This window comes from Enterobacter sichuanensis, assembly GCF_002939185.1.
In the GTDB taxonomy this organism is placed as follows: Bacteria; Pseudomonadota; Gammaproteobacteria; order Enterobacterales; family Enterobacteriaceae; genus Enterobacter; species Enterobacter sichuanensis.
Genome location: NZ_POVL01000006.1, coordinates 78221 through 95220, shown reverse-complemented (window position 1 = coordinate 95220; position 17000 = coordinate 78221). Strand labels below are relative to the sequence as shown.

Sequence of the window (17000 nt, the reverse complement as noted above, 5' to 3'; positions counted from 1 at the left end):
ATCATCTCCATGTCACATTTTGTGCGTAATTTATTCACCGTTGCACCTGGAACTTGTGGATAAAATCACTGTCTGATAAAAGAGTGAATGCTAATCTCGTTGCTCAAACGCTTTGGCATGGTTGTTGCCTGACGGGGACAACCAGGACCAGAAGAAACATTGAGAGGAATGAATGACCAAAGAAATGCAAACTTTAGCTTTAGCCCCTGTTGGTAACCTGGAATCGTATATCCGGGCTGCGAACACCTGGCCGATGTTAACGGCCGAGGAAGAAAAGGAGCTTGCTGAAAAGCTGCATTACCAGGGCGATCTGGAAGCAGCGAAAAAGCTGATCCTGTCTCACCTGCGCTTTGTTGTTCACATTGCTCGTAATTACGCGGGCTATGGCCTGCCGCAGGCGGACTTGATTCAGGAAGGTAACATCGGTCTGATGAAGGCTGTGCGTCGCTTTAACCCGGAAGTGGGTGTGCGACTGGTCTCCTTCGCTGTGCACTGGATCAAAGCAGAGATTCACGAATACGTGCTGCGCAACTGGCGTATCGTGAAAGTCGCCACAACAAAAGCGCAACGCAAACTGTTCTTTAACCTGCGTAAAACCAAGCAGCGTCTGGGCTGGTTCAATCAGGATGAAGTCGAAATGGTGGCGCGCGAGCTGGGCGTATCCAGTAAAGACGTGCGTGAGATGGAATCCCGTATGGCCGCGCAGGACATGACTTTTGATATGTCCTCTGACGACGATGCTTCCGACAGCCAGCCAATGGCGCCGGTTCTGTATCTGCAGGATAAGACCTCTAACTTTGCTGACGGCATCGAAGAGGATAACTGGGAAGATCAGGCCGCGAACAAGCTGAGCTATGCGATGGAAGGCCTGGACGAGCGTAGCCAGGATATTATCCGCGCCCGCTGGCTGGACGAAGACAACAAGTCCACGCTGCAGGAGCTGGCCGACCGCTACGGCGTCTCCGCTGAACGTGTGCGTCAGCTTGAAAAGAACGCCATGAAAAAACTTCGCGCCGCTATCGAAGCGTAATTTCCGCGAAGTATGACGAGAACCCCTGGATGCCAAGTCCGGGGGTTTTGTTTTTTTAGCGCCCGCTCTGGCGAATTTCCGCCCCCTGGCAAACACTTACTGATGCGCTAAGCAGGCGACTTTCTCAGGGGGACAGGGTGAAAAATAACGAACTCAACGACCGGCGTTTACAGGCGACGCCGCGCGGCATCGGCGTGATGTGTAACTTCTATGCCGATAAAGCGGAGAACGCCACGGTGTGGGACATCGAGGGCAACGAGTACATCGACTTTGCTGCGGGGATCGCGGTGCTGAATACCGGCCATCGGCATCCAAAGGTCATTGCCGCCATCGAAAAACAACTCCACGCCTTTACCCATACGGCTTACCAGATTGTGCCGTATGAAGGCTATGTGTCGCTTGCCGAGCGTATCAACGCACGCGTGCCCATTGACGGCCCGGCGAAAACGGCGTTCTTCTCGACGGGCGCAGAAGCGGTGGAAAACGCCGTAAAAATTGCCCGCGCCTTTACCAGACGTCCTGGCCTTATCACCTTCGGCGGCGCGTTCCACGGCCGTACCTTTATGACCATGGCGCTGACCGGCAAAGTCGCACCGTACAAGCTCGGCTTTGGCCCTTTCCCCGGCTCGGTTTATCACGCCCAGTATCCGAATGAACTGCATGGCGTCAGCACCGCGGAGGCGCTAAAGAGCCTGGAACGCATCTTTAAAGCGGATATCGCCCCGGATCAGGTTGCGGCGATTATTCTCGAACCGGTTCAGGGGGAGGGCGGTTTCAACATCGCCCCGGCTGATTTTATGCAGGCCCTGCGCACCCTTTGCGATACCCACGGTATTTTGCTGATTGCCGACGAGGTGCAAAGCGGTTTCGCCCGCACCGGCAAGCTGTTCTCAATGGAGCACCACTGCGTGAAGCCGGATCTGATCACCATGGCGAAAAGCCTGGCGGGCGGGATGCCGCTCTCGGCGGTGTCGGGTCGTGCTGAGGTGATGGATGCGCCTGCGCCTGGCGGGCTGGGTGGCACCTACGCGGGGAACCCGCTGGCGATTGCCGCGGCTCATGCCGTGCTGGATGTGATTGATGAAGAAGACCTCTGCACCCGCTCGGCGCATCTTGGCCATCACCTGGTGGAGGTGCTGAACAAAGCGAAGGAACACTGCCCGTATATCGCGGATATTCGCTCGCAGGGCTCGATGGTGGCGGTGGAGTTTAACGACCCGCAAACGGGTCAGCCTTCGCCGGAATTTACCCGCCAGGTTCAGGAGCGTGCATTGCAGGAAGGTTTGCTGCTTCTGAGCTGCGGCGTGTACGGCAACGTCATTCGCTTCCTCTATCCGCTGACGATCCCCGAGGTGCAGTTCCGTAAAGCGCTGGACATTATCTCCGCGTCGCTGACACGTTAAAGCCACATGCCCGGCAGAACACCCTGCCGGGCTTATCATATATTCATTTCAAATTTGCTATTCCAAAATCATAAAAATGGGGTATGTTTTAGCAGAGTATGCTGAAAAAGCGCGAACAGCACACCTATAACTGAAATAAAGCGCTGCACAACAACATCACAACAATCGTAATAACCATAATAATGGGGAATCTCAGGATGAACATGAAGGGTAAAGCGTTACTGGCAGGATGTATCGCGTTGGCATTCAGCACCATGGCACAGGCAGACATCAAAGTGGCTGTGGTAGGCGCGATGTCCGGTCCGGTAGCGCAGTACGGCGACCAGGAGTTTACTGGCGCAGAACAGGCGGTTGCAGACATTAACGCTAAGGGCGGTATCAAGGGCGAAAAACTGCAGATCGTAAAATATGATGATGCCTGTGACCCGAAACAAGCGGTCGCGGTCGCGAACAAAGTGGTGAACGACGGGATCAAATACGTTATCGGTCACCTGTGTTCTTCCTCTACGCAGCCTGCGTCTGACATCTACGAAGACGAAGGGATTCTGATGATCACCCCGGCGGCGACCGCACCGGAGCTGACCGCACGCGGCTACAAGCTGACCCTGCGTACCACCGGTCTGGATTCTGACCAGGGTCCAACCGCGGCAAAATACATTCTTGAAAAAGTGAAGCCGCAGCGTATCGCCATTGTTCACGATAAACAGCAGTACGGTGAAGGTCTGGCGCGTGCGGTGCAGGAGGGTCTGAAGAAAGGAAATGCGAACGTCGTCTTCTTCGACGGGATCACTGCTGGCGAGAAAGACTTCTCCACGCTGGTTGCGCGTCTGAAGAAAGAGAATATCGACTTCGTTTACTACGGTGGCTACCACCCGGAAATGGGCCAGATCCTGCGTCAGGCACGCGCGGCCGGTCTGAAAACCCAGTTTATGGGACCAGAAGGGGTGGCGAACGTTTCCCTGTCTAACATCGCGGGTGAGTCTGCGGAAGGCCTGCTGGTGACCAAGCCGAAGAACTACGACCAGGTCCCTGCGAACAAACCTATCGTTGATGCCATCAAGGCGAAGAAACAGGATCCAAGCGGCGCGTTCGTCTGGACCACCTACGCGGCGCTGCAGTCTCTGCAGGCGGGCCTGAACCAGTCAGCCGATCCAGCTGAAATTGCCACCTGGCTGAAAGCGAACACCGTCGAGACCGTTATGGGGCCTCTCTCCTGGGACGCGAAGGGCGATCTGAAGGGCTTCGAGTTCGGCGTGTTTGACTGGCATGCTAACGGCACGGCGACGGACGCCAAATAAAAGCAAAAAGGCAACGTAAGTTGCCTTTTTTAATGTTTTCTCCCTCTCCCTGTGGGAGAGGGCCGGGGTGAGGGCATCAGGCCGCACATATCAACTCTGGCGCTTCTCCCACCCGCTCTCCTGCGCCGTAAACCCTAACGCCTGCATAAATGCCGCCATCACACCGCGGTCTTCTACCCCCACGTCGGCCATCCACCATGAGGTCACATTCGGGTTTGTGCGAATCACTTCTTCAATTAAGTACTGTCCTACACCGCGACGACGGGTAACGTCACGTACGCGCAATGAGTCCAGCGCCCCTTCTGTCCCGCTTAGCGTCACGCGAACCGCAGCCAGCAGGCGCTCGTTGAAGCGCGCGGCATAAATGCGGTGGGTCTCATCGACGCGTAGCGACGAAGGGGAATATTCCGGCCAGATCTTGCCCAGGTCGATATGATCCTGGTCGCTAAAGGTCACCAGACGCACGATAGTCAGTTTCATTAGCCACTTGTCCAAATCAAATTGAGTAGGGGCAGTGTACTCAATTTATTCGCTCAGCGGCTTCCTCTTTTTATTCTCATTCGCCAGGTGATTAGTTTTTTGACAACGCAATGGGCAGATTGAAAACACATGGATCGAAAAATAAGCAGAATTTTAACCTGAATGGTAGTGATTTATTCGGCGCTTTGTACCGTTATTTTATGCTGCAAACTGCACTTTTAGTTGTTTATCTCTGCCTGATTTCAGAATATTATCTTTGCTTAATCGCCTGAAAAATAGAGATTTTAGTCTGGTTTTTGACAAAAAACTGCGCTAAACCATTAAAGGCACTGGTAAAAATAGCGTTGTTCATTAAAAGTACAGAATGCTTTTTAACCATAATAAAACAAAATATAAACACGACATCACGAATGGGGATTCAGAGATGAAAAGGAACGCGAAGACGATACTCGCGGGGATGGTCGCACTGTCGATCTCGCATGCCGCTATGGCGGAGGACATTAAAGTTGCGGTTGTAGGGGCGATGTCCGGTCCTGTTGCTCAGTGGGGTGACATGGAGTTCAACGGTGCGCGCCAGGCCATCAAAGACATCAACGCCAAAGGCGGCATCAAAGGCGACAAGCTGGTAGGCGTGGAATATGACGACGCCTGCGATCCGAAACAGGCCGTCGCGGTCGCTAACAAAATCGTCAACGATGGCATCCAGTACGTGATCGGCCATCTGTGCTCATCCTCCACCCAGCCGGCGTCTGATATCTACGAAGATGAAGGCATTCTGATGATCACCCCCGGTGCGACCAACCCGGAGCTGACCCAGCGCGGCTATCAGCACATTATGCGTACCGCCGGTCTGGACTCCTCTCAGGGGCCGACTGCCGCCAAATTTATCCTCGAAAACGTCAAGCCACAGCGCATCGCCATTATTCATGACAAACAACAGTATGGCGAAGGCCTGGCGCGTTCCGTTCAGGACGGCCTGAAAAAAGGCGGCGCAAACATCGTCTTCTTCGACGGTATTACCGCCGGTGAGAAAGACTTCTCCGCGCTGATTGCCCGTCTGCAAAAAGAGAATATCGACTTCGTTTACTACGGTGGCTACTACCCGGAAATGGGGCAAATGCTGCGTCAGGCGCGTTCGGTAGGGTTGAAAACCCAGTTTATGGGGCCGGAAGGCGTGGGTAACGCCTCCCTGTCTAACATTGCGGGTGATGCCGCCGAAGGCATGCTGGTGACGATGCCAAAACGCTATGACCAGGATCCGGCCAACAAGGCTATCGTTGATGCGCTCAAGGCGCAGAAAAAAGATCCGAGCGGTCCGTACGTCTGGATCACTTACGCCGCCGTACAGTCTCTGGCGACGGCGCTGGATCGTACCGGCAGCAAAGAACCGCTGGATCTGGTGAAAGATTTAAAAGCGCACGGGGCGAACACCGTGATTGGGCCGCTGAACTGGGATGAGAAAGGCGATCTGAAGGGATTTGAGTTTGGTGTCTTTAAGTGGCACGCCGACGGTTCGTCCTCGGTCGCCAAATAATTATCCCACCGCCCGGACCGCCGGGCGGGTATAAAAAGGTTTGCATATGTCCGAGCAGTTTCTCTATTTCCTGCAGCAGATGTTTAACGGCGTCACGCTGGGAAGCACCTACGCGCTGATTGCCATCGGCTATACGATGGTTTACGGCATTATCGGCATGATCAACTTCGCCCACGGCGAGGTGTACATGATCGGTAGCTATGTCTCCTTTATGATCATCGCCGCGCTGATGATGATGGGTATCGACAGCAGCTGGCTGCTGGTCGCCGCCGGGTTTGTCGGCGCGATTGTGATTGCCAGCGCCTACGGCTGGAGCATCGAACGCGTGGCCTACCGGCCGGTGCGCAGCTCCAAGCGCCTGATTGCGCTCATCTCCGCGATTGGGATGTCCATCTTCCTGCAAAACTACGTCAGCCTGACCGAAGGCTCGCGCGACGTGGCGTTGCCAAGCCTGTTTAACGGCCAGTGGGTTGTGGGGGCCAGCGAAAACTTCTCTGCCTCTATCACCACCATGCAGCTGGTTATCTGGGTGGTGACCTTCATTGCGATGCTCGCCCTGACGCTCTTCATCCGTTACTCGCGCATGGGACGCGCCTGCCGCGCCTGCGCGGAAGACCTGAAGATGGCGAGCCTGCTGGGGATCAACACCGACCGCGTCATTGCCCTGACCTTTGTGATCGGTGCCGCGATGGCGGCCGTTGCCGGGGTTCTGCTCGGCCAGTTCTACGGCGTGATTAACCCGTACATCGGCTTTATGGCCGGGATGAAAGCCTTTACCGCGGCGGTGCTGGGCGGTATCGGCAGTATTCCGGGGGCAATGATTGGCGGCCTGATCCTGGGCGTGGCGGAAGCGCTCTCCTCGGCGTATCTGAGCACTGAGTATAAAGATGTGGTGTCGTTTGCCCTGCTGATTCTGGTTCTGCTGGTGATGCCTACCGGTATTCTGGGCCGTCCGGAGGTAGAGAAAGTATGAAACCGATGCATTTTGCAATGGCGCTGCTCTCTGCCGCCATGTTCTTCGTGCTGGCGGGCGTCTTTATGGGCGTTCAGTTAGAGCTGAACGGCACTAAGCTGGTGGTCGACACCGCTGCCGACATTCGCTGGCAGTGGGTATTTATCGGCACGGCGGTCGTCTTCCTGTTCCAGCTGCTGCGTCCGCTGTTTCAGAAGACGCTGAAAGGCGTCTCCGGGCCGAAGTTTGTTCTGCCGGCAATTGACGGTTCGACCGTTAAGCAGAAGCTGTTCCTCGTGGCGCTGCTGGTGGTCGCGGTGGCGTGGCCGTTCGTGGTCTCCCGCGGCACGGTGGATATCGCCACCCTGACCATGATCTACGTGATACTTGGTCTGGGTCTGAACGTGGTGGTGGGGCTTTCCGGCCTGCTGGTGCTGGGCTACGGCGGCTTCTATGCCATCGGTGCCTACACGTTTGCGCTGCTGAACCACTATTACGGCCTCGGCTTCTGGACCTGTCTGCCGCTGGCGGGGCTGGTCTCTGCCGCCGCCGGTTTCCTGCTTGGCTTCCCGGTGCTGCGCCTGCGTGGTGACTACCTGGCGATTGTGACCTTAGGCTTCGGTGAAATCGTCCGTATCCTGCTGCTCAACAACACCGAAGTGACCGGTGGCCCGAACGGTATCAGCCAGATCCCGAAACCGACCTTCTTCGGTCTGGAGTTCAGCCGTACCGCCCGTGAAGGCGGCTGGGACACCTTCAGCAACTTCTTTGGCGTGAAATATGATCCGTCCGACCGCGTTATCTGGCTCTATCTGGTGGCGCTGCTGCTGGTGGTGATTACCCTGTTCGTGATTAACCGCCTGCTGCGTATGCCGCTGGGCCGTGCGTGGGAAGCGCTGCGCGAAGATGAGATCGCCTGCCGTTCTCTGGGCCTGAACCCGACCCGCATCAAGCTGACCGCGTTTACCATCAGCGCCGCGTTTGCCGGTTTTGCCGGGACGCTGTTTGCCGCGCGTCAGGGCTTCGTCAGCCCGGAATCGTTCACCTTTGCCGAATCCGCCTTTGTGCTGGCGATTGTGGTGCTTGGTGGGATGGGCTCGCAGTTTGCCGTTATTCTGGCGGCCATTCTGCTGGTGGTCTCGCGTGAGCTGATGCGTGACTTTAACGAATACAGCATGCTGATGCTGGGTGGTTTGATGGTGCTGATGATGATCTGGCGTCCGCAGGGCCTGCTGCCGATGACCCGTCCACAGCTGAAGCTGAAGAACGGGCAAGCGAAAGGAGAGCAGGCATGAAGCCTTTATTATCCGTTAACGGTCTGATGATGCGTTTTGGCGGCCTGCTGGCGGTCAATAACGTGAATCTGGATCTGCACAAGAAAGAGATCGTCTCCCTGATTGGCCCGAACGGCGCGGGGAAAACCACGGTCTTTAACTGCCTGACCGGTTTCTATAAGCCGACGGGCGGCACCATCATGCTGCGCGACCAGCATCTCGAAGGTTTACCGGGTCAGCAGATTGCCCGCATGGGCGTGGTGCGTACCTTCCAGCACGTACGTCTGTTCCGCGAAATGACGGTGATTGAGAACCTGCTGGTAGCACAACATCAGCAGCTGAAAACCGGGCTGTTCTCCGGCCTGCTGAAAACACCGGCGTTCCGCCGCGCGCAGGATGAAGCGCTCGACCGCGCCGCCACCTGGCTCGACCGAATTGGCCTGCTTCAGCACGCCAACCGTCAGGCGAGCAACCTCGCCTACGGCGACCAGCGTCGTCTTGAAATTGTGCGCTGCATGGTGACCCAGCCGGAAATCCTGATGCTCGACGAACCGGCGGCAGGACTGAACCCGAAAGAGACCAAAGAGCTGGACGAGCTGATTGCCGAACTGCGCGATCATCACGACACCACCATTCTGCTGATTGAGCATGACATGAAGCTGGTGATGGGCATTTCTGACCGTATCTACGTGGTCAACCAGGGCACGCCGCTGGCAAACGGCACGCCGGAAGAGATCCGCAACAACCCGGACGTGATCCGCGCATACCTTGGTGAGGCATAAGATGGAAAAAGCGATGTTAACGTTCGATAAGGTCAATGCGCACTACGGTAAGATCCAGGCGCTGCACGACGTCAGCCTGCATATCAACCAGGGGGAAATCGTGACCCTGATCGGGGCCAACGGCGCGGGTAAAACCACGCTGCTCGGCACCCTGTGCGGCGACCCGCGCGCCACCAGCGGGCGGATTGTGTTCGATGGCAAAGACATTACCGACTGGCAGACCGCCAGAATCATGCGTGAGGCGGTGGCGATTGTGCCGGAAGGACGTCGCGTGTTCTCGCGTATGACGGTGGAAGAGAACCTGGCGATGGGCGGTTTCTTCGCCCACCGCGATGAATATCAGACCCGCATCAAGTGGGTGTACGAACTCTTCCCGCGTCTGTGGGAGCGCCGCATCCAGCGTGCGGGCACCATGTCCGGCGGTGAACAGCAGATGCTGGCGATCGGCCGCGCGCTGATGAGTCAGCCGCGGCTGTTGCTGCTGGATGAACCGTCGCTCGGTCTGGCACCGATCATCATCCAGCAGATCTTCGATACCATCGAACAGCTGCGTAAAGAGGGGATGACCATCTTCCTCGTCGAGCAGAACGCCAACCAGGCGCTGAAGCTGGCTGACCGTGGCTACGTGCTGGAGAACGGCCGTGTGGTGCTTGAGGATACTGGCGACGCGCTGCTGGCGAACGAAGCGGTGCGGAGTGCGTATTTAGGGGGATAGGTAAAAGCAAAATGGCAACACACGTTGCCATTTTTAGTGTTTTCTCCCTCTCCCTGTGGGAGAGGGGCGGGGTGAGGGCACCAGACCGCACCTAAATCACTCACCCAACCCCCTTCACACAACCATCATCCCCCTGACCTTTTGTTGTCACTTATCTGTAAACAAACAGTTATTTTTCTGTCATTCGAGCATGTCATGTTACCTCGCGAGCATAAAACGCGTGATATCGCGCATCCGGCACAATAAGAGAGATGACAATGACATCGTTACGACACACAGCTTTGGGTCTGGCACTGGGTCTGGCTTTTGCGACGAACGCAATGGCTGTGACGACCATTCCGTTCTGGCATTCCATGGAAGGGGAGTTGGGTAAAGAAGTTGACTCCCTGGCACAGCGTTTCAACGACACCCATCCGGATTACAAAATTGTGCCGGTATACAAAGGGAACTACGAGCAGAGCCTGAGCGCAGGCATTGCCGCCTTCCGTACCGGTAACGCCCCTGCGTTGTTACAGGTTTATGAAGTGGGTACCGCGACCATGATGGCCTCGAAAGCCATCAAGCCGGTCTATGAAGTGTTCAAAGAAGCGGGTATCAACTTCGACGAATCCCGGTTCGTACCAACCGTGGCGGGATACTACACGGATTCCAAAAGCGGCCATCTGCTGTCTCAGCCGTTTAACAGCTCTACGCCGGTGCTCTACTACAACAAAGATGCCTTCAAAAAAGCCGGTTTAGACCCGGAGCAGCCGCCAAAAACCTGGCAGGATCTGGCTGAATATACCGCGAAGCTGAAAGCGGCAGGGATGAAGTGCGGCTACGCCAGCGGCTGGCAGGGCTGGATCCAGATTGAAAACTTCAGCGCCTGGCACGGCCTGCCGGTTGCCACCAAAAATAACGGCTTCGACGGCACTGATGCGGTACTGGAATTCAACAAGCCAGAGCAGGTGAAGCACATCGCGCTGCTTGAAGAACTCAACAAGAAGGGCGACTTCAGCTACTTCGGGCGTAAAGACGAATCCACCGAGAAGTTCTATAACGGTGACTGCGCCATTACCACCGCCTCTTCCGGCTCGCTGGCGGATATCCGTCACTACGCCAAATTCAACTACGGCGTGGGCATGATGCCGTACGACGCTGACGTGAAAGGCGCGCCGCAGAACGCCATCATCGGCGGGGCAAGCCTGTGGGTGATGCAGGGTAAAGACAAGGGCACCTACAAAGGGGTGGCCGAGTTCCTCGACTTCCTGGCGAAGCCGGAAAACGCCGCCGAATGGCACCAGAAGACCGGCTATCTGCCGATCACTAAAGCGGCCTATGACCTGACCCGCGAGCAGGGCTTCTACAGCAAGAACCCGGGCGCAGATATCGCGACGCGCCAGATGCTGAACAAGCCGCCGTTGCCGTTCACCAAAGGCCTGCGCCTGGGCAATATGCCGCAGATCCGCACCATCGTGGATGAAGAGCTGGAAAGCGTGTGGACCGGGAAGAAAACGCCACAGCAGGCGCTGGATTCCGCGGTAGAGCGCGGGAATCAGCTGCTGCGCCGCTTTGAGCAGTCGACTAAATCGTAAAAAAATGCCCGGTGACGCGTAGCGATCCGGGCCTACGGATGAATGCGGCCTGATGCCCTCACCCCAACCCTCTCCCACGGGGAGAGGGAGAAAACCGAAACCGTAGGCCGGGTAAGGCGTAGCCGCCACCCGGCATTGTTCAGGAACCCAATCTCAATGTCCTCATCCCGTCCGGTGTTTCGTTCCCGCTGGCTGCCGTACCTGTTGGTCGCGCCGCAGCTGGTCATCACCGTTATCTTCTTTATCTGGCCTGCGGGCGAAGCGCTGTGGTACTCGGTACAAAGCGTTGATCCGTTCGGAATCTCCAGCCAGTTTGTTGGCCTGGACAACTTTACCGCGCTGTTCCATGACAGCTACTACCTGGATTCCTTCTGGACGACGATGAAGTTCAGCGCGCTGGTCACCGTCAGCGGCCTTGTCGCCTCGTTGTTCTTCGCCGCGCTGGTAGATTATGTCGTGCGCGGCAGCCGTCTGTATCAGACCCTGATGCTGCTGCCGTACGCCGTGGCGCCTGCCGTCGCCGCCGTGCTGTGGATCTTCCTGTTTAACCCCGGTCGCGGGTTGATTACCCATTTCCTGGCAGAGTTTGGCTACGACTGGAACCACGCCCAGAACAGCGGCCAGGCCATGTTCCTGGTGGTGTTTGCCTCGGTTTGGAAGCAGATCAGCTACAACTTCCTGTTCTTCTTTGCCGCGCTGCAGTCTATTCCGCGTTCGCTGGTGGAAGCCGCGGCGATCGACGGCGCAGGGCCGATTCGTCGCTTCTTCCGGCTGTCACTGCCGCTGATCGCCCCGGTGAGTTTTTTTCTGCTGGTGGTGAACCTCGTGTACGCCTTTTTCGACACCTTCCCGGTGATCGACGCCGCCACCGCCGGCGGCCCGGTACAGGCGACCACCACGCTGATTTATAAGATCTACCGCGAAGGGTTCGCTGGGCTGGATCTCTCAGCCTCCGCCGCGCAGTCCGTCGTGCTGATGTTCCTCGTCATCATCCTTACGGTGGTGCAGTTCCGCTATGTTGAAAGTAAGGTGCGCTACCAATGATTGAGAACCGTCGCGGGCTGACGATTTTCAGCCACACCATGCTGATTCTGGGGATCATCGTCATCCTGTTCCCGTTGTACGTGGCGTTTGTCGCCGCCACGCTGGACACCAAAGCGGTGTTCGACACGCCGATGACGCTGATCCCAGGCACGCATTTGCTCGAGAACATGAAAACCATCTGGACCCAGGGCGTGGGGGCCAACAGCGCGCCGTTCTGGCTGATGATGCTCAACAGCTTCATCATGGCGTTTGGCATTACGGTCGGAAAAATCACGGTATCGATGCTCTCGGCGTTCGCCATCGTCTGGTTCCGCTTCCCGCTGCGTAACCTGTTCTTTTGGATGATTTTCATCACCCTGATGCTGCCGGTGGAGGTACGTATCTTCCCAACGGTGGAAGTGATCGCCAACCTCAAGATGCTGGACAGCTATGCGGGCTTAACCCTGCCGCTGATGGCCTCGGCGACGGCCACCTTCCTGTTCCGCCAGTTCTTTATGACCCTGCCGGACGAGCTGATTGAAGCCGCGCGGATCGATGGCGCCTCACCGATGCGCTTCTTCCGCGACATTGTGCTGCCGCTGTCGAAAACCAACCTTGCGGCGCTGTTTGTGATCACCTTTATCTACGGCTGGAACCAGTACCTGTGGCCGCTGCTGATTATTCAGGACGTCAACCTCGGCACTGCCGTGGCAGGTATCAAAGGCATGATTGCCACCGGCGAAGGCACCACCCTCTGGAACCAGGTGATGGCGGCGATGCTGCTCACCCTTATCCCACCCGTAGTCATTGTTTTAGCCATGCAGCGCGCGTTTGTCCGCGGCCTGGTCGATAGCGAGAAATAAGATGGCAGGTTTAAAACTTCAGGCAGTAACCAAAAGCTGGGACGGCAAAACCCAGGTGATCCAGCCGCTCACGCTCGACGTGGCGGACGGGGAATTCATCGTCATGGTCGGCCCGTCCGGCTGCGGCAAATCCACCCTGCTGCGCATGGTGGCGGGGCTGGAGCGCGTGACCTCTGGCGATATCTGGATTGACCGCCAGCGCGTGACCGAGATGGAGCCGAAAGACCGCGGCATCGCGATGGTGTTCCAGAACTATGCGCTGTACCCGCACATGAGCGTGGAAGAGAACATGGCCTGGGGGCTGAAAATCCGCGGCATGGGCAAAGGTCATATTGCGGAGCGCGTGAAAGAGGCGGCGCGTATTCTGGAGCTGGATGGCCTGCTGAAGCGCCGTCCGCGCGAGCTCTCCGGCGGCCAGCGCCAGCGCGTGGCGATGGGGCGCGCTATTGTGCGCGATCCAGCGGTGTTCCTGTTCGATGAACCCCTCTCTAACCTTGACGCCAAGCTGCGTGTGCAGATGCGTCTTGAGCTGCAGCAGCTGCATCGTCGTCTGAAAACCACCTCCCTGTACGTTACCCACGATCAGGTCGAAGCCATGACTCTGGCCCAGCGGGTGATGGTGATGAACAAAGGCATCGCTGAGCAGATTGGCACCCCGGTGGAAGTCTATGAAAAACCGGCGACCCGCTTTGTGGCGAGCTTTATCGGCAGCCCGGCGATGAACCTGCTGGAAGGCCGCATCAGCAACTCGGGCACGCACTTTGAGCTGGAAAGCGGGATGGCATTGCCCATCAACTGGTACTATCGTGGCTACGCCGGGCGTAAGATGACGCTCGGTATCCGCCCGGAGCATATCGGTTTAACCTCACAGGCGGACGGCGGCGTGCCGCTGGTGATGGATACGCTGGAGATGCTGGGCGCGGATAACCTCGCGCACGGGCGCTGGGGCGAGCAAAAAATGGTGGTGCGTCTTGCGCATCAGGAGCGCCCGAAAGCGGGCAGCACGCTGTGGCTGCATCTGCCGGAAAATCACCTGCACTTATTTGACGGTGAAACAGGACAACGAGTATGAGCAACTGGCCTTATCCCCACATCGTCGCCCACCGGGGCGGCGGTAAACTGGCGCCGGAGAACACCCTGGCGGCAATCGATGTTGGCGCGCGCTACGGCCACACGATGATCGAGTTCGACGCTAAGCTGTCAAAAGACGGCGAAATTTTCCTGCTGCACGACGATAACCTTGAGCGAACCAGCAACGGCTGGGGCGTGGCGGGTGAACTGCCGTGGCGCGATCTGCTGAAAGTGGACGCCGGAAGCTGGTACAGCGGCGAATTTAAGGGCGAGCCGCTGCCGCTGCTGGCGGAAGTGGCCGACCGTTGCCGTCAGCACGGCATGATGGCCAATATCGAAATTAAACCGACCACCGGCACCGGGCCGCTGACGGGCAAGGTGATTGCTCTTGCCGCGCGCGAGCTGTGGGAAGGGATGACGCCACCGCTGCTCTCTTCGTTTGAAATCGACGCGCTGGAAGCCGCACAGGCAGCCGTACCGGCGCTGCCGCGCGGGCTATTGCTGGACGAGTGGCGTGAAGACTGGCGCGAGCTGACGACGCGTTTAGGCTGCGTGTCTATTCACCTTAACCACAAGCTGCTGGATGAGGCGCGGGTGAAGATGTTGAAAGCGGAAGGGCTGCATATTCTGGTCTACACCGTCAACAAACCCCAGCGTGCGGCCGAGCTGCTGCGCTGGGGCGTGGACTGCATCTGTACCGATGCAATTGACCTGATCGGTCCGGACTTTAGTTCTGCGGATTAAGCATACTGCCATTCGACTGCGGCGGCAGCATATGCTGCTGCCCGCTGCCTGACGACGTCATGCCACCTAACATCCCGCCGTTCTTATTGGGCAGTGGCTGCTCGCGGACCTGGCCCTGCTGCACGCGCTGGGTGTTGGCGTTCATCTGATTTTGCAGACTCTGCTGCTGCAGCTGGGTCTGGGTTTTTAGCTGCTGGTTCAGCATCCCTTTTTGCTGTTGTTGCTGGCTCATCATCTCGGTCTGCATACGCTGCTGGCTCGGGATAACGTAACCCGGCTGGTTCGGGTTATTCATCGTATTGAGTGGCTGTGCGAGCGCGGCAAATGGGATCAGCGCCGTAAGAATCATCAAGCGTTTCATTGTCATTTCCTCCTCTTGAGGTCTCTCTTAAGTTTACCCTGATTTCACCATGACGATGATTTTTTAGGAGTTGTGAACCAGGCTTAAGCGGGGAATATGGATCCCTTCACCTGGAGAACAATAATGATGAAACCAACGTTTTTGCGCTGGGTCGCCATCGCTGCGCTGATGGCAGGCGGCACATTTAGCGTGGCGGCCAACCCGCCAGCGGCGCCTCCGGTCTCTTACGGCGTGGAGGAAGATGTCTTTCATCCCGTGCGGGCAACGCATGGCATGGTGGCCTCTGTGGATGCGCTGGCAACGAAAGTGGGCGTCGATATTCTTAAGCAGGGCGGTAATGCGGTGGATGCCGCGGTGGCGGTCGGCTACGCGCTGGCGGTGACGCATCCGCAGGCCGGGAACCTGGGCGGTGGCGGCTTTATGATGCTGCGCACCAAAGACGGGAAAACCACCGCCATCGACTTCCGCGAGATGGCGCCTGCTCAGGCTTCCCGCGATATGTTCCTCGACGATCAGGGTAACCCCGACAGTAAAAAATCCCTGACGTCGCATCTCGCCTCCGGCACGCCGGGCACCGTTGCGGGCTTCTCGCTGGCGCTGGAAAAATACGGCACGATGCCGCTGAATAAAGTGGTCCAGCCTGCGATAAAACTGGCGCGGGAAGGTTTTATCGTGAATGACGCCCTGGCCGACGACCTCAAAACCTACGGCAGCGAAGTCATTCCCCATCACGAGAACAGTAAGGCTATCTTCTGGAAAGACGGCGAGCCGCTGAAGAAGGGCGATAAACTGGTGCAGAAGAACCTTGCCAAAAGCCTGGAGCTGATTGCGGAGCACGGTCCGGACGCGTTCTACAAAGGGGCGATTGCCGACCAGATTGCGCAAGAGATGCAAAAGAACGGCGGGCTCATCACCAAAGCGGACCTGGCGGAGTACAAAGCGGTAGAGCGCGAGCCGATTAGCGGAACCTATCGCGGCTACGAGGTCTTCTCCATGCCACCGCCGTCTTCCGGGGGCATTCACATCGTGCAGATCCTCAACATTCTCGAAAACTTTGATATGCACAAGTTCGGCTTCGGCAGTGCGGATGCCATGCAGATAATGGCGGAAGCGGAGAAACGCGCCTACGCTGACCGGTCGGAGTACCTCGGCGACCCGGACTTCGTGAAGGTGCCGTGGCAGGCGCTGACCAACAAGGCGTATGCCAAATCCATTGCCGATCAGATTGATATCAATAAGGCTAAGCCGTCGAGCGAGATCCGCCCCGGCAAGCTGGCACCGTACGAGAGCAACCAGACCACCCACTTCTCGGTGGTGGATAAAGACGGTAACGCAGTTGCGGTGACCTATACGCTCAACACCACGTTTGGTACCGGGATTGTGGCGGGCAACAGCGGCATTCTGCTCAACAACGAGATGGATGACTTCTCCGCCAAGCCGGGCGTGCCGAACGTCTACGGGCTGGTCGGCGGCGATGCGAACGCGGTAGGGCCGAAGAAACGCCCGCTGTCGTCTATGTCGCCCACTATCGTGGTGAAAGACGGTAAGACCTGGCTGGTGACGGGCAGTCCGGGCGGCAGCCGGATTATCACCACCGTGCTGCAGATGGTGGTGAACAGTATCGATTTTGGGATGAACGTCGCGGAAGCGACCAACGCGCCACGTTTCCATCACCAGTGGCTGCCGGATGAACTGCGCGTTGAGAAGGGCTTTAGCCCGGACACCCTTAAACTGCTGGAGCAGCGCGGACAGAAGGTGGCAGTGAAAGAGGCGATGGGCAGTACCCAGAGCATTATGGTGGGTCCAGACGGGGCGCTGTTTGGCGCGTCAGACCCGCGTTCGGTGGATGATTTAACGGCGGGGTATTAACGGTTCCCCTCACCCTCTCCCCATTGG

Annotated in this window: 16 protein-coding genes; 14 read left to right on the top strand and 2 right to left on the bottom strand. The window is 57.4% G+C overall.

The window, feature by feature from the left end; genetic code table 11:
• The first annotated feature begins 172 nt into the window (after positions 1–172).
• The 3 genes from rpoH (at position 173) to livJ (ending at position 3731) form a co-directional block, all read left to right on the top strand.
• Entirely contained in the window at positions 173–1030 is an 858-nt protein-coding gene (gene rpoH / locus C5687_RS04800; RefSeq protein ID WP_008500093.1) for an RNA polymerase sigma factor RpoH, read from the top strand.
• A 137-nt stretch (positions 1031–1167) separates the two neighbouring features.
• A complete protein-coding gene (locus tag C5687_RS04795) occupies positions 1168–2433 on the top strand; it encodes a 4-aminobutyrate--2-oxoglutarate transaminase (protein WP_104556506.1) in 1266 nt (421 codons plus the stop codon).
• Positions 2434–2630: 197 nt separating this feature from the next.
• Positions 2631–3731, top strand: a complete 1101-nt coding sequence (gene livJ / locus C5687_RS04790) for a branched chain amino acid ABC transporter substrate-binding protein LivJ (RefSeq protein ID WP_141237280.1) — start codon at positions 2631–2633, stop codon at positions 3729–3731.
• A gap of 90 nt (positions 3732–3821) precedes the next feature.
• On the opposite strand, the gene panM is transcribed toward livJ, so the two are convergent.
• Positions 3822–4211 (bottom strand): aspartate 1-decarboxylase autocleavage activator PanM, encoded by a 390-nt coding sequence (gene panM / locus C5687_RS04785; protein ID WP_025758967.1) that lies wholly within the window; start codon positions 4209–4211, stop codon positions 3822–3824.
• 424 nt (positions 4212–4635) lie between these two features.
• Between panM and livK the strand changes: the two genes are divergently transcribed.
• The 10 genes from livK (at position 4636) to ugpQ (ending at position 14743) form a co-directional block, all read left to right on the top strand.
• Positions 4636–5745 (top strand): high-affinity branched-chain amino acid ABC transporter substrate-binding protein LivK, encoded by a 1110-nt coding sequence (livK, locus tag C5687_RS04780; RefSeq protein ID WP_025757804.1) that lies wholly within the window; start codon positions 4636–4638, stop codon positions 5743–5745.
• 46 nt (positions 5746–5791) lie between these two features.
• Positions 5792–6718, top strand: coding sequence for a high-affinity branched-chain amino acid ABC transporter permease LivH (gene livH, locus C5687_RS04775; RefSeq protein ID WP_025757805.1), 927 nt, complete (start codon positions 5792–5794; stop codon positions 6716–6718).
• The gene (gene livM / locus C5687_RS04770; protein ID WP_104556505.1) at positions 6715–7992 is read left to right on the top strand and encodes a branched chain amino acid ABC transporter permease LivM; all 1278 of its coding nucleotides are present in this window, start codon (positions 6715–6717) and stop codon (positions 7990–7992) included. The genes livH and livM overlap by 4 nt, the downstream gene beginning before the upstream one ends.
• Positions 7989–8753: a high-affinity branched-chain amino acid ABC transporter ATP-binding protein LivG gene (gene livG / locus C5687_RS04765; RefSeq protein WP_025757808.1), complete on the top strand. Its 765-nt coding sequence runs from the start codon at positions 7989–7991 to the stop codon at positions 8751–8753. The genes livM and livG overlap by 4 nt, the downstream gene beginning before the upstream one ends.
• A 1-nt stretch (position 8754) precedes the next feature.
• Complete coding sequence (gene livF / locus C5687_RS04760) at positions 8755–9468, top strand: high-affinity branched-chain amino acid ABC transporter ATP-binding protein LivF (protein WP_008500102.1); 714 nt, start codon at positions 8755–8757, stop codon at positions 9466–9468.
• Positions 9469–9725: 257 nt separating this feature from the next.
• On the top strand, positions 9726–11042 hold the full coding sequence (gene ugpB / locus C5687_RS04755) for a sn-glycerol-3-phosphate ABC transporter substrate-binding protein UgpB (protein WP_045285563.1): 1317 nt from the start codon (positions 9726–9728) through the stop codon (positions 11040–11042).
• 156 nt (positions 11043–11198) lie between these two features.
• Complete coding sequence (ugpA, locus tag C5687_RS04750) at positions 11199–12086, top strand: sn-glycerol-3-phosphate ABC transporter permease UgpA (protein WP_104556504.1); 888 nt, start codon at positions 11199–11201, stop codon at positions 12084–12086.
• Positions 12083–12928 (top strand): sn-glycerol-3-phosphate ABC transporter permease UgpE, encoded by an 846-nt coding sequence (gene ugpE, locus C5687_RS04745; protein WP_047957533.1) that lies wholly within the window; start codon positions 12083–12085, stop codon positions 12926–12928. Before ugpA ends, ugpE begins: the two co-directional genes overlap by 4 nt.
• 1 nt (position 12929) lies before the next feature.
• Positions 12930–14000 carry a sn-glycerol-3-phosphate import ATP-binding protein UgpC gene (locus C5687_RS04740; protein WP_025757813.1) on the top strand — a complete coding sequence of 357 codons (1071 nt, stop codon included), beginning with the start codon at positions 12930–12932 and terminating at the stop codon, positions 13998–14000.
• On the top strand, positions 13997–14743 hold the full coding sequence (ugpQ, locus tag C5687_RS04735) for a glycerophosphodiester phosphodiesterase (protein WP_047957535.1): 747 nt from the start codon (positions 13997–13999) through the stop codon (positions 14741–14743). Before C5687_RS04740 ends, ugpQ begins: the two co-directional genes overlap by 4 nt.
• Here the strand turns inward: ugpQ and C5687_RS04730 are convergent.
• On the bottom strand, positions 14727–15104 hold the full coding sequence (locus tag C5687_RS04730) for a DUF2756 family protein (RefSeq protein WP_095452264.1): 378 nt from the start codon (positions 15102–15104) through the stop codon (positions 14727–14729). The genes ugpQ and C5687_RS04730 overlap by 17 nt on opposite strands.
• Before the next feature lie 123 nt (positions 15105–15227).
• Here C5687_RS04730 and ggt point away from each other — a divergent pair, with 123 nt between their 5' ends.
• Positions 15228–16973 carry a gamma-glutamyltransferase gene (gene ggt / locus C5687_RS04725; protein ID WP_176472248.1) on the top strand — a complete coding sequence of 582 codons (1746 nt, stop codon included), beginning with the start codon at positions 15228–15230 and terminating at the stop codon, positions 16971–16973.
• The last annotated feature ends 27 nt before the right edge of the window (positions 16974–17000 follow it).

What these genes read in the sequence shown, in the direction of transcription:
- rpoH (WP_008500093.1), top strand. Translation starts at nt 173, where the DNA reads ATGACCAAAGAAATGCAAACTTTAGCTTTAGCCCCTGTTGGTAACCTG.
- livJ (WP_141237280.1), top strand. Translation starts at nt 2,631, where the DNA reads ATGAACATGAAGGGTAAAGCGTTACTGGCAGGATGTATCGCGTTGGCA.
- panM (WP_025758967.1), bottom strand. Translation starts at nt 4,211, where the DNA reads ATGAAACTGACTATCGTGCGTCTGGTGACCTTTAGCGACCAGGATCAT.
- livK (WP_025757804.1), top strand. Translation starts at nt 4,636, where the DNA reads ATGAAAAGGAACGCGAAGACGATACTCGCGGGGATGGTCGCACTGTCG.
- livH (WP_025757805.1), top strand. Translation starts at nt 5,792, where the DNA reads ATGTCCGAGCAGTTTCTCTATTTCCTGCAGCAGATGTTTAACGGCGTC.
- livM (WP_104556505.1), top strand. Translation starts at nt 6,715, where the DNA reads ATGAAACCGATGCATTTTGCAATGGCGCTGCTCTCTGCCGCCATGTTC.
- livG (WP_025757808.1), top strand. Translation starts at nt 7,989, where the DNA reads ATGAAGCCTTTATTATCCGTTAACGGTCTGATGATGCGTTTTGGCGGC.
- livF (WP_008500102.1), top strand. Translation starts at nt 8,755, where the DNA reads ATGGAAAAAGCGATGTTAACGTTCGATAAGGTCAATGCGCACTACGGT.
- ugpB (WP_045285563.1), top strand. Translation starts at nt 9,726, where the DNA reads ATGACATCGTTACGACACACAGCTTTGGGTCTGGCACTGGGTCTGGCT.
- ugpA (WP_104556504.1), top strand. Translation starts at nt 11,199, where the DNA reads ATGTCCTCATCCCGTCCGGTGTTTCGTTCCCGCTGGCTGCCGTACCTG.
- ugpE (WP_047957533.1), top strand. Translation starts at nt 12,083, where the DNA reads ATGATTGAGAACCGTCGCGGGCTGACGATTTTCAGCCACACCATGCTG.
- C5687_RS04740 (WP_025757813.1), top strand. Translation starts at nt 12,930, where the DNA reads ATGGCAGGTTTAAAACTTCAGGCAGTAACCAAAAGCTGGGACGGCAAA.
- ugpQ (WP_047957535.1), top strand. Translation starts at nt 13,997, where the DNA reads ATGAGCAACTGGCCTTATCCCCACATCGTCGCCCACCGGGGCGGCGGT.
- C5687_RS04730 (WP_095452264.1), bottom strand. Translation starts at nt 15,104, where the DNA reads ATGAAACGCTTGATGATTCTTACGGCGCTGATCCCATTTGCCGCGCTC.
- ggt (WP_176472248.1), top strand. Translation starts at nt 15,228, where the DNA reads ATGATGAAACCAACGTTTTTGCGCTGGGTCGCCATCGCTGCGCTGATG.